The sequence below is a fragment of the Bacteroides sp. BFG-606 genome (genome assembly GCF_024788145.1).
GTDB classification, from domain to species: Bacteria; Bacteroidota; Bacteroidia; order Bacteroidales; family Bacteroidaceae; genus Bacteroides; species Bacteroides vicugnae.
Map to the genome: position 1 here is coordinate 3638762 of NZ_JANUIL010000001.1, position 12506 is coordinate 3651267.

The 12506-nt window shown below is 39.5% G+C and carries 9 protein-coding genes; all 9 read left to right on the forward strand.

Annotated elements, in window-relative coordinates; genetic code table 11:
* Nucleotides 1–40: 40 nt before the first annotated feature.
* The 9 genes from NXV01_RS13555 to NXV01_RS13595 all read left to right on the forward strand — a co-directional run bounded on the left by NXV01_RS13555 (nucleotide 41) and on the right by NXV01_RS13595 (nucleotide 12258).
* Entirely contained in the window at nucleotides 41–2389 is a 2349-nt protein-coding gene (locus tag NXV01_RS13555) for a glycoside hydrolase family 3 N-terminal domain-containing protein (RefSeq protein ID WP_259022649.1), read from the forward strand.
* 180 nt (nucleotides 2390–2569) lie between these two features.
* Nucleotides 2570–3109, forward strand: coding sequence for an RNA polymerase sigma-70 factor (locus NXV01_RS13560; protein WP_148365960.1), 540 nt, complete (start codon nucleotides 2570–2572; stop codon nucleotides 3107–3109).
* Nucleotides 3110–3156: 47 nt separating this feature from the next.
* Entirely contained in the window at nucleotides 3157–4146 is a 990-nt protein-coding gene (locus NXV01_RS13565) for a FecR family protein (RefSeq protein WP_195649872.1), read from the forward strand.
* 174 nt (nucleotides 4147–4320) lie between these two features.
* Complete coding sequence (locus NXV01_RS13570; RefSeq protein ID WP_258979988.1) at nucleotides 4321–7626, forward strand: TonB-dependent receptor; 3306 nt, start codon at nucleotides 4321–4323, stop codon at nucleotides 7624–7626.
* A 22-nt stretch (nucleotides 7627–7648) separates the two neighbouring features.
* Nucleotides 7649–8170, forward strand: coding sequence for a SusD/RagB family nutrient-binding outer membrane lipoprotein (locus NXV01_RS26045; protein WP_258979989.1), 522 nt, complete (start codon nucleotides 7649–7651; stop codon nucleotides 8168–8170).
* Nucleotides 8154–9254, forward strand: a complete 1101-nt coding sequence (locus tag NXV01_RS13580) for a SusD/RagB family nutrient-binding outer membrane lipoprotein (RefSeq protein ID WP_258979991.1) — start codon at nucleotides 8154–8156, stop codon at nucleotides 9252–9254. The genes NXV01_RS26045 and NXV01_RS13580 overlap by 17 nt, the downstream gene beginning before the upstream one ends.
* Nucleotides 9255–9276: 22 nt before the next feature.
* Entirely contained in the window at nucleotides 9277–10227 is a 951-nt protein-coding gene (locus tag NXV01_RS13585; RefSeq protein ID WP_259022650.1) for a glycoside hydrolase family 18, read from the forward strand.
* A gap of 21 nt (nucleotides 10228–10248) precedes the next feature.
* A complete protein-coding gene (locus NXV01_RS13590; RefSeq protein ID WP_259022651.1) occupies nucleotides 10249–11373 on the forward strand; it encodes a DUF1735 and LamG domain-containing protein in 1125 nt (374 codons plus the stop codon).
* 33 nt (nucleotides 11374–11406) lie between these two features.
* Entirely contained in the window at nucleotides 11407–12258 is an 852-nt protein-coding gene (locus NXV01_RS13595) for an Ig-like domain-containing protein (RefSeq protein ID WP_259022652.1), read from the forward strand.
* Nucleotides 12259–12506 lie beyond the last annotated feature (248 nt).

Sequence of the window (12506 nt, forward strand, 5' to 3'; positions counted from 1 at the left end):
CACTATAAATTAATTGAGTCATTTTACTGCATATAACATTATGATAAAACGATTGTATATCTTGGTGATAGTACAGATGGTATGTACTTTGGGATTTACTCAATCCTCTCTCTCATTACCTGCTTACAAAGATTCCAGTCTGTCAATAGATATAAGACTTTCAGATTTGCTTTCCCGTATGACTTTAGAAGAGAAGGTCGGTCAATTACTTTGTCCTCTGGGGTGGGAGATGTACGAAATAAAGGGAAATGAGGTTTATCCTTCCGGGAAGTTCAAGCAACTTGTCAAGGAAAGGAATGCAGGAATGCTTTGGGCGACTTATCGTGCAGACCCATGGACAAAGAAAACATTATCGAGTGGATTAAATCCTGAATTGGCAGCGAAAGCAGGAAATGCATTGCAAAAATATGTGATGGAGAATACCCGTTTGGGAATCCCGATGTTTCTAGCGGAAGAAGCCCCTCATGGGCATATGGCAATTGGTACTACTGTTTTTCCTACGGGTATAGGAATGGCGGCATCATGGTCTCCGGAATTGATAAAAGAAGTAGGGCAGGTCATAGCTAAAGAGATTCGTTCTCAAGGCGGGCATATAAGTTACGGGCCTGTGCTTGATTTAACTCGTGATCCCCGTTGGTCTCGTGTGGAAGAAACATTTGGAGAAGATCCGGTGTTGAGTGGCGTTTTAGGAGCAGCTATGGTCGAAGGTTTAGGAGGAGGTGATTTATCGCAGAAGTACGCTACCATAGCGACGCTGAAACATTTTCTGGCATATGCTGTGCCGGAGGGTGGACAAAATGGTAATTATGCATCAGTAGGTATTCGGGATTTGCATCAGAACTTTCTTCCTCCTTTTCATAAGGCGATAGATGCAGGAGCATTATCAGTCATGACCTCATATAACTCAATAGATGGCATTCCATGTACGTCGAATCATTATTTGCTGACTCAATTGTTGCGTAATGAGTGGAAATTTCGTGGTTTTGTTGTGTCCGATTTATATAGTATTGAGGGCATTCATGAAAGTCACTTTGTAGCTCCGACAAAAGAAAAAGCTGCGATAAGCGCTGTTATGGCGGGCGTTGACGTTGACCTAGGGGGAGATGCCTATACTAATCTTTGTCATGCAGTTCAGAACGGGCAAATGGACAAAGCGGTGATTGATACTGCTGTTTGCCGGGTGTTACGGATGAAATTTGAGATGGGGTTGTTTGAGCATCCTTATGTGGAACCGAAGGTTGCGGAAAAAATAGTACGCAGTAAAGAACATATCAGTTTGGCACGTAAAATGGCACAAGCCTCTATTACATTGCTCAAAAATGAAAATTCAATTCTGCCTTTAAACAAGAAAATAAACAAAGTGGCAGTTATTGGTCCTAATGCCGACAATCGGTACAATATGTTAGGAGACTATACCGCTCCTCAGGAAGACAGTAATGTGAAAACTGTACTTGATGGAATAATAGCTAAACTATCTCCTTCGCGTGTGGAATATGTGAAAGGTTGCGCTATCCGTGATACTGCTGTGAATGAAATAAAACAGGCAGTTGACGTTGCGCGTTGTGCTGAAGTTGTCATAGCAGTGGTGGGCGGTTCCAGTGCCCGTGACTTTAAAACGAGTTATAAAGAAACAGGTGCAGCAGTAGCTGAACAGGGTAGCATTAGTGATATGGAATGTGGTGAAGGATTCGATCGTGCAACTTTGTCATTGCTTGGCAGACAGCAAGAATTATTGGAAGCCTTGAAGCAAACGGGAAAGCCATTGATTGTAGTTTATATCGAAGGTCGTCCGTTAGAGAAAAACTGGGCTTCGGAATATGCAGATGCATTATTAACGGCCTATTATCCGGGACAGGAAGGTGGAAATGCGATAGCCGATGTCTTATTTGGAGATTATAATCCTGCCGGACGTTTGCCAATATCTGTTCCCCGGTCAGTAGGGCAGATTCCGGTATATTATAATAAGAAAGCTCCCCGCAACCATGATTATGTAGAAATGTCAGCATCGCCCATCTATACTTTTGGTTACGGGATGAGTTATACCACTTTTGAATATTCAGATTTACAAATAGTACAGAAAGGCCCTTATTGTTTTGAGGTTTCATTTAATGTGAAAAACACAGGGAAGTATGACGGGGAGGAAGTGGCACAACTTTATATAAGGGATAAATATGCGTCAGTTGTCCAGCCAATGAGGCAGTTGAAACATTTTAAACGTTTTCCTTTAAGAAAGGGAGAGGAAAAGTCTATTATCTTCACTTTGGCAGAAGAAGACTTATGTATTATAAACCAAGATGTGGAACGAACTGTTGAGGCAGGAGTTTTTCAGATAATGATCGGTAGTTCTCCGGATGATATTAGATTAAATGGATTATTTTCAGTTGAATAGGTCTCATCTTATGAAAGCTGCAGTTCACTTTTATAATCTCTGATAAATAAGAGGATATACCGGAAAATGAATTTCGGGAGAAAATAATAAATTTGTTTTTAATATAACTTTTACTTGTTTTTTTTAATAAAAGCTTCTATTTTTGGCTTCCATAAAAACGATAATAGCCGAAAATCTCTGATGACACATATTGGTGAACAAGAAAAGAAGAAAAAATTCGAGCAGTTTTTCATTCTTACTTTTCCGAAGGTAAAGGCTTTTGCATGGAAGATTTTACGTTCGGAAGAAGATGCTGAAGATATTGCTCAGGATATATTTGTCAAACTGTGGGATAATCCGGAAATCTGGGAAAACAAAGAGACATGGGATAGTTATATTTACACGATGACTCGTAATCAGATTTATAACTTTTTGAAGCATCAGTCCGTAGAACTTAGTTATCAGGAGAAATTGTCCCAGGAAGATTCTCCTTCTTTTGAATTTGATATATACGATAAACTTTATGCAAAAGAACTACAACTTCTGATAAAACTTACTTTAGATAATATGCCGGAACAACGCAGAAAAGTTTTTTCTATGAGCCGGCAAAACGGTATGAGTAATCAGGAGATTGCTGATAAACTACAACTTTCTATCCGTACAGTGGAACGCCACATCTATCTTGCACTACAAGAATTAAAAAAAGTCATCTTAATCGCATTTTTTTTCTATTTCAGTTGAGTAGTCCGTTTTAGCTAGTTGTCTATATTATATAAGGCAAATCTAAAATGAAGAATTATATTCAAAAAATTATCAATGTATTCACCGCTTCTGAGCATAGCGAGAATGTAACCAAAGAAGTACATCAATGGTTGTTAGACGAGGAGCATGCTGATGAGAAAGATATAGCGTTGAGTACATTATGGAAAGAAACAGAAGGCAAAGTTGATGCAGGCACATGGACTTCTTTAGAGAATGTATATGATAAAGTCGGAGTATCTGCCGGCACTAAAAAGCGGTATCGGTTGTTTCCCTGGAAATATGCGGCAGCAGTCGCAATGTTTGTTGTAACGGTATCCGGTACATTTTGGTTAACAAAGAATACTTTTAAAGAGGAAACGGCTGCGATGATTGAGCAATATATTCCTGATGGAAAAACATATGAGTTTGAATTACCGGATGGTAGCCGGGTTCATGTGAATTCCGGAACGTTATTGCTCTATCCGGATGCATTTAAAGGAGATACTCGTACTGTTTATCTAATAGGAGAAGCCGATTTTAAAGTTAAGAAGGATCCGGATAAACCATTTATTGTGCGATCTGCCAATATGTCTGTAACTGCCTTGGGAACAGAATTTAATGTAGCTGCTTATCCTGAAGATTCGGAAATTGTTGCAACTTTGATTCAAGGCAAGATAAAAGTGAACTATGAACAATCGGATCATTCTTATATTTTGAGACCGGGGCAACAGGTAGTTTATAATCGAAAGACAGCTCAAAGTAAAATTGAAGAAGCTGATCTGGAAGATGTAACAGCTTGGCAGAGAGGACAGATTGTATTTCGTGGAAGTACAATGGAAGAGATTCTGCTGACTTTGGAAAGGCGTTTTGACATAACTTTCCAATATAATACGAAGTTATTTACAACAGATGAATATAACTTTAGTTTTAGCAAGAATACGGATATTGGAGAAATAATGGAGGTAATGAAAGAAGTGACTGGAAAGTTTACTTACAAAATAGATAAAAATGTTTGCTATATGAAAACTGTGAAATAGAATAAGAAGCTCGATTGTTTAACCTTAAAATATATCATTATGTAAAAAAGTATCCGGAACGAGGATGCCGCCTGGTTCCGGATATGAAATAAGTTTTTTAGTATTAAAATGTAAAATACTAGATTTTTGATGGAATTAATATTATGAGTTTAACACTAAAAACGCTACGAAGATATGAATTTATATCTAAAAACAGCTAAAAGTACAATAATTATTTGCTGTTTGTTTATATTACAAACAACAGCATTTGCCCAAAGTAATATTCGTATTACTATAAAAAATGCAGAAATCACTTTACAAAAGGCATTGTCGGAAGTCGAAAGACAGTCTAAATTATCCGTTGCTTACAATCAATCACAACTTTCAGATAAACGACAATTATCTTTGAATATAGTAAACCAACCGTTAGAGACTGCGCTAAAAACAATTTTGAAAGGAACAGGGTTTTCTTATAAATTGACTGATAAGTATATTATGATTGTTCCTGAAAAAAAGGAAACAACTTCTCAGACTACAAAGACGGTGAAAGGAAAAATTGTTGATGAGAAGGGAGAACCTTTGATTGGTGTCAATGTTGCAGTAGAGGGTACTAATACTGGTACCATTACCGATTTGGATGGAAATTTCTCAATGTCTGCTTTGAGTAATTCTACTTTGAAAGTCTCTTATATCGGATATGCCACTCAATTGATACCTGTTTCCGGAAAGGACTTTTACAGTATAACCATGCGTCCGGATAATGAAGTGCTGGATGAGGTGGTTGTTACCGCTTTGGGTATTAAACGCGAAGTGAAATCATTGACCTATAATGTGCAAGAAATGAAAGCTGCTGATCTTACTACTGTAAAGGATGCTAGTTTCATGAATAGTCTGGCTGGTAAGATTGCCGGGGTGACTATTAACCAAAGTGCGTCTGGTATTGGTGGCTCTACCCGTGTTGTGATGCGCGGTTTGAAATCTATCACAAATGATAACAATGCCTTGTATGTAATTGACGGTATTCCTATGGCTTCTATGCGTTCTAATCAGGAAAAAAGCTTTTATGAGAATGCAGATGGAGGAGATAGTGATGGGATTTCCAGTATAAACCCGGATGATATTGAATCGATGTCTGTATTGACAGGTGCAGCGGCTGCTGCGCTTTACGGTTCGCAGGGTGCCAATGGTGTTGTGTTGATTACAACAAAAAAAGGAGAAGAGGGGAAGTTGAGAATTAATTATTCTAACGATACTCAGTTCATGAGTCCATTGGTAATGCCGGAGTTTCAGACGACTTATGGATCGCTAGAAGGTGAGTTTGCTAGCTGGGGAGCTAAAAAGGATGCGACATGGGAACCTAAAGATTTCTTTCAAACAGGTTTCACAGAAACTAACTCGTTAGGTTTGTCAGCAGGCAATGACCGCAATCAGACTTATTTCTCTGTAGCATCGACTAATGCGCGTGGTATTATACCTAATAATACTTATAACCGGTATAATTTTACATTGCGTAATACGACTGAATTAATTAAGGATAAGTTGACATTGGATATGAGTGCCTCTTATGTGATTACCAATGATAATAATATGATGTCGCAGGGGCAATATCATAACCCACTTGTTGCATTATACCTCATGCCCAGGGGAGATGATTTGAATAAATATAAGGTATATGAACGTTATAATAGTGAGAAATATTATGATGTGCAATACTGGCCTTATGGTAATCAGGGATTTGCAATAGAAAATCCGTATTGGATTGTGAATCGTGAGAATATGAGTAATCATAAATCTCGCTACATGTTCTCGGCTAATTTGAATTATAAAGTTTTTGATTGGATGAATGTGGTTGGCCGTATGCGCGTAGACAATAGCAATGATATATATGAACGTAAAATTGCGGCCTCTTCCGACCAATTGTTTGCATCTGAATATGGTAATTATATGAACATGAAGTCTGGATATAAGAATACCTATGGAGATGTCATGGCACAGATTAATAAACGTTGGGAGAATTGGGGAATTACAGCAAACTTGGGAGCCAGTTTTAATCATCAAACCTATGAAATGACGAACTATGAGGGACATCTGGCTACTGTTCCAAACTTTTTCTCTTTTAACAATATAAGTAAAAATGGTGCAAATACCAAGGCTGAACAAGCAGGATATATAGATAATAATCAAGCTGTTTTTGCGACTTTCCAGTTGGGGTATAAGAGTTGGGCATATCTGGATTTAACTGCCCGCAATGACTGGTTTTCTACTTTAGCAAATACGGATAATGAGAAAAGTGGTTTCTTTTATCCATCGGTAGGTGTATCTGCAGTTGTCAGTGAGATGTTTGATTTGTCAAAAGCATATATTTCCTTTTTAAAGTTTAGAGCTTCTTACAGTGAAGTGGGTAATCCGCCGATGCGGCAGATTACAATGCCCACCTATACCGTGAAAGATGGTATCGTCAACACTTCCTCCAGATTATTGAATCCGGATCTGAAGCCTGAACGCACAAAATCTGTTGAAATCGGTATGAACTTGAGAATGTTTCAGAATTTGTTGAATATTGATTTCACCTATTATAATAGTAATACTTACAATCAGTTCATTAATTATACAATGCCGCCGAGTACGGGTTATAGCAACTATATGTTGAATGGCGGTAAGGTAAATAACTGGGGTATTGAAGCGCGTTTGGGTATTGACGCTAATCTTGGCCCTGTAAAATGGAACTCGAATCTGACTTTTACTATGAATCGTAATAAGGTTGTTTATCTGTTACCCGGTGGTGCTACCAATCCAATTACAGGAGAACCCATTTCCATTACAGAGATAGAACCTTTCAATCCGCAAGGAAGCTATAAAATGATAGTGAAAGAGGGAGGTACTCTGAGTGATATTTATGTAACTGGGTTGAAGATTGACTATTTAGGCAACATTAAAGTTGACGCAAATACGGGTGCTATTGAGGCTGACCCGAATACCTGGATAAAAGCCGGTAGTGCGGCACCACGATTCAATTGGGGATGGAATAACAGTTTCAGCTGGAAAGGCATTAATCTTAGTTTCCTGATTGATGCTCGTATCGGTGGAGTAGGCGTGTCTGCTACACAAGCTAAAATGGATTACTATGGAACTTCTAAAACATCGGCTATAGTACGGGATAATGGTGGAGTGAATCTTAATAGTGGCCGCGTGACAGCAAAAGATTACTATAATGTACTTGGTAATGGGGCGACCGGAGTCTTGGCGAATTATGTCTATAGTATGACAAATGTACGGCTTAGAGAAGCAACTTTAGGGTATACATTTCCAACAAAATGGTTTGGCAATCAGATACAAAATCTAACAGTGTCGCTTATTGGTAAGAATCTGTTCATGTTTCATAATAAGGCACCTTTTGATCCGGAATTATCGGCCTCTACGGGTACATATTATCAAGGGTTTGACTATTTTATGCAACCAAGTGTACGTAGCATCGGGTTTAGTGTGAAATTCCAATATTAACTAACCAGAAAGGAATAATACAATGAAAAGATTAGGAAAAATAAGACATATGGTATGCACGTTAGGAGCGGCTATGTTGATTGCTTCATCGTGTACGGATAATTATAAAGAGTGGAATACCGATCCTACAGAGGTCCCGGAATATATGCTGGTCGGATTGATGAAAATAGGGAATTTCTTTCCGGCTATGCAGATGGATGTTATACCGACCAGTGATGTGGACGCTAATCAATTTCAACGCGCTCAAAACTTATGCGGCGATATGCATTCAGGATACATGACACCCATCGGTACGTGGGGATCGAATTCTGCTTGCCATTATAACTTGCGGTATGATAAATGGAATGACGTTGCTTTCGAGGTCGCATTTACTAATGTGATGTCGGCATGGAAACAAATTCGTGATAATGGCAAGGATGAGTTTCCGGAAGCTTATGCGGTGGCACAAATATTAAAGGTGGCTGCTATGCATCGGATAACGGATATATATGGTCCTTTGCCTTATCTGCAGTTTGGACACGGGGGGCTTGGAAACTCCTTATGATTCACAGGAAGATATCTATAAATCTTTTTTCGAAGATCTTGATGAGGCTATAGCGGAATTGCAGGATTATGTCGCTGTTCATCCGGGAAGTAAGCCTTTGAGTAAATATGATCTGGTATATGGAGGTGATTTCACGAGGTGGTTGAAATTCGCGAATTCATTAAAACTGCGTTTGGCTATGCGTACCTGTTATGTGGAGGGATTTGAGGTGAATGGAAAAACTTCACGAAAGTTAGCTGAGGAAGCAGTTAAGAATGGAGTGATTACGGAAAATGCGGAAAATGCCCTGTTGCAGTCGGGAAACGGGATCTCTGTATTTCATCCTTTGAAGATTTGCTGGGATAATTATGAGGATGTACGAATGGGAGCTGATATTGAGTCTATAATGAAGGGTTACAATGATCCTCGTCTTTCCAAATATTTCCAAGAATCGGAATATGGTGAAGTTGGTGATAAGCTTCATGGGGCACGATTAGGGGTGAATATTACTAATAAGACGAATTACGTTAAGTTGTCGGCTCCGAATATATTTGCAGAGACACCCGTTCAGTGGATGTGTGCTGCGGAGGTTTATTTCTTGCGTGCGGAAGGAAGGCTTCATGGTTGGAATATGGGCGGTGAAATGGAAGGACTATATAATACAGGTATTACGAAGTCTTTTGAGCAGTGGGGAGTGTCCTTGGGTGATTATCTGACAAGAGGTGATGAATATAAACCTGTGCCGTTCACTGCGCCCTCGGGAACAACAGGTAGTGCGGTGGCAGCTTCAACAATTACTATTGCATGGAATGCTGTTGATCGTGATGAAAAGAAACTCGAGCGTATTATCACGCAGAAATGGATCGCTATGTTTCCGGAAGGTCAGGAGGCTTGGAGCGAATATCGTCGGACCGGGTATCCGAAACTGTTTAACTTGTATGGAACAAATGCCAGTTCAGGGCAAGTGGACGCTTCCGGTCCTCGTCGTATTCCGCTTCCGTCTACAGAATATGATACGAATACAACAGAGGTAAATAAGGCCGTAACTGATTTTCTTGGTGGCAAGGACTATGGAAATGTAAAGTTGTGGTGGGATAAAAAATAATTATGTATCTAATTTTATTACTATGAATAAGATAATGAATAGAGTCTTTGGACTTTTCGTATTGGCTATGGTTATGGTGGCATGTGATACGGAGATAGAAAATATATCGCTCCAAGTGCCTGTTGTGAAAGATGCCCAATATTATGAGAATCTGCGAGCCTATAAAAAGTCAGATCATCAGTTGGCTTTTGGATGGTTTGGCGGCTGGAAGGCAGCCGGAACATCTCCTGTAAAATATCTGCGTAACTTGCCTGACAGTGTAGACGTGGTTTCTATTTGGGGAACATGGCATAGCTTGACTCAAGCGCAGATGGAGGATTTGAAATATGTGCAAGAGGTATATGGAACCAAGGTGACATTTACTATATTTTCTCATAATATGTCCAACTTCCCCGGTAATTTTGAGAATGTGGCGGAGAATATTCCTGCTGTGGCGAAGGCGGTAGCCGACAGTGTGTTCAAATATGGGTATGATGGAGTCGATTTCGACCATGAATGTAGCAGTGGTGACTTATTCAATAAGTCGGTGAATATGACTACTTTATTGAGAGAAATGCGTGCTAATTTGGGAGAGGATAAGCTCATCTGTGTGGACGGATATATAGAGAAAATCACGGAAGAAGGATGGAAATATGCAAATTATGCAATTGCCCAGGCATATGGTACAACTGCTCCTTCTTCTTTGCAATCTCGATTTAATACGGTGAGTAAACATATTAGCCCAGAACGTTTTATAGTTACAGAAAATTTTGAGAGCCTCTGGTCAACGGGAGGAGCCGGATATAAAGATCCGGAACTAGGCACGATTCCCTCTTTGCTTGGAATGGCACGCTGGCAACCGGAAGAAATAACGGAAAAACAGCATAAGGGAGGGATTGGAAGTTACCATATGGAATATGAGTATAACCATACGGATGTTGAATATAAATATCTTCGTGAGGCTATCCAGATAATGAATCCTGCGAAGAAATAATATCTAAAAAGCAGAAAAGATATGAAGACAAAATATTTATTATTGATTATGTTATGGGGGGCCGTTTTGTTTGCTTGTACAAATGCGGAACCATTGAAAGATGCTTTATACTTTACCGGCACTGAAAATTCTCCTACTGTTAAATATACAGTGGATGGTCCGGCTGACATTGGTGTGACAGTTTCGGCTTCTTGCCAGGCAATGGGGGATCAACTGATTAAAGTCAAAGTGGATCCGGATAAGCTGGAAGGTTACAATGCGGAGTATGGGAAGAAATATAAGATTGTTCCTGTTGAAGATTATATGTTGTCCAATGACGAAATTGTGCTGAAAGCAGGTGAGAATATTTCAGAACAATTGATCTTTTCTTTATTGAGAACTACTAATTTTGAAGAGGGGGTTATCTATTGTGTGCCTATAACTATTACGAATGTGACTGGTGATATGCCTGTTATGGAATCTTCCCGAACGATTTATCTTGTATTGAATCAAGTGATGGTAGTTAAGGCTGCCACTCTTTACCGGACTAACATGAAGCTTGCTTTTGAGGATGATCCTGCGTTGGCGAGTGTGCCGCAAGTCACGATGGAGGCGAGAGTTAAGGTGAACAACTTCGCTGCCATAAATCCGTATATTAGTACTGTAATGGGAGTGGAGGAAGAATTTCTATTGCGCTTTGGTGATGTTACTATTAAGCCGAATCAGATTCAATTGGCCGGAGGTGGCTATCCTGTCACGGGCAAGACGGAGTTCGAAGTGAATAAATGGTATCATCTTGCAGTTGTGTTCGACGGTTCTAGCATTAAGCTTTATGTGAATGGTGAATTGGACGGACAGGTAGATGCTCCGCGTGGTCCTATTACCTTGTGTGGAAAGACAGATAAACGCAGGTTCTGTATTGGCTCTTCGCTGGATTCCCGCTATTTGGACGGAGTCATAAGTGAAGTTCGTGTATGGAAAAAGGCTTTGACACAGAGCGAGATTCAGAATAATATGTGCTATATATCTCCGGACAATTATCAGGATATGATTGCTTACTGGAGATTAAATGAAGGTGAAGGCGATGTTGTCAGAGACTGGACCGGAAATGGCTGGGATATAAATAAGACTCTTAACTGGGTGGAGGGTGTACGCTGTCCCGAATAATTGGCAGATCAATCGATTTATAATGAAGTAAATATGAAGAAAAAATTATTATATTTAATGTTTGCTGCGGCTGTTATATGTGCGGCTTGCGGTGATGACGATGAAATTAGTCAGGTAGAGGTGGTGGAAAACCCTGTTACCGGGATTTCTGTCGAAAATGAGTATATAACCGAAGAGGGGGATATTGTTTTTGATGAAGTAGGAATTACCACTGCTCTGCGTGTTAGCGTTATTCCGGATAATGCTGGTAATCTGGAGGAATACTCATTTCGGTTTGGCTCAAGTAACGAGGACGTTTTCACAGTAAACCGTGAAGGAGTAATTACGGGTATTGCCTCTGGTGAAGCAGAACTGACGGTCACTCTGGTAGATAATGCAAATATAGCACGATTTCAATCCAAATACAGAGTAGCCGTAGATTATCAGGTAAGAGTGGAAGAAATTATTGTAGCGGATGGAATGGGAGTTCTGGACTTGGTAGTCGGTGATACTTACGATTTGAATGCTACCCTTGTTGTATTGCCGGATAATGCGGAGGATAAATCTGTATCTTATAATTTGAAGGAAGGCGATGAGGTCATTTCATTGGAGAATGGTATCATTGAGGTTTTGGCCTCCGGTACGGCTGTTATTGAAATAATAGCGAATGACGGCAGTGGAGTTTCAACAGAACTCAGAATAGAGGCAAAAGATACGCCCGATACAGATCTGTTTTTCGAATCTATAATGGCAAGATATCAAATTCAAACCGATTATTTACTGTTGATTTTATTTGATAGAAATACTACAAATAATACTCTTAGAATAGCGCTAAATACGACGGTTTTACTTCCCGGTGAGTATTCCAAGGCAGACATCCGAGCGGTAGGATTTACGGGGGGTTGATAAAGACAAGCAAGTAGATCTTTCGAATCCGGGATCATTTACTATTCAATACGATGAAGCGACCCAAAAGTATACAATTAAGGGAGTACTTAATATAGCGGAGAGTGCTTCATCTCCGGCACTTACTATGGGCTTTGAGTTTGTAGGGGAGATGATAAAATTGTAACAAAAAACAATATGAGTTAAAACATTTGAAATATGATTCCCCCTTGTTACGGATATTGTAACAAGGGGGTAATTTAGTATAA

Bases quoted from the DNA above. Each gene is read 5' to 3' on its own strand.
- NXV01_RS13570 (WP_258979988.1), top strand. From the start codon at position 4,321: ATGAATTTATATCTAAAAACAGCTAAAAGTACAATAATTATTTGCTGT.
- NXV01_RS13590 (WP_259022651.1), top strand. From the start codon at position 10,249: ATGAAGACAAAATATTTATTATTGATTATGTTATGGGGGGCCGTTTTG.
- NXV01_RS26045 (WP_258979989.1), top strand. From the start codon at position 7,649: ATGAAAAGATTAGGAAAAATAAGACATATGGTATGCACGTTAGGAGCG.
- NXV01_RS13595 (WP_259022652.1), top strand. From the start codon at position 11,407: ATGAAGAAAAAATTATTATATTTAATGTTTGCTGCGGCTGTTATATGT.
- NXV01_RS13560 (WP_148365960.1), top strand. From the start codon at position 2,570: ATGACACATATTGGTGAACAAGAAAAGAAGAAAAAATTCGAGCAGTTT.
- NXV01_RS13565 (WP_195649872.1), top strand. From the start codon at position 3,157: ATGAAGAATTATATTCAAAAAATTATCAATGTATTCACCGCTTCTGAG.
- NXV01_RS13585 (WP_259022650.1), top strand. From the start codon at position 9,277: ATGAATAAGATAATGAATAGAGTCTTTGGACTTTTCGTATTGGCTATG.
- NXV01_RS13555 (WP_259022649.1), top strand. From the start codon at position 41: ATGATAAAACGATTGTATATCTTGGTGATAGTACAGATGGTATGTACT.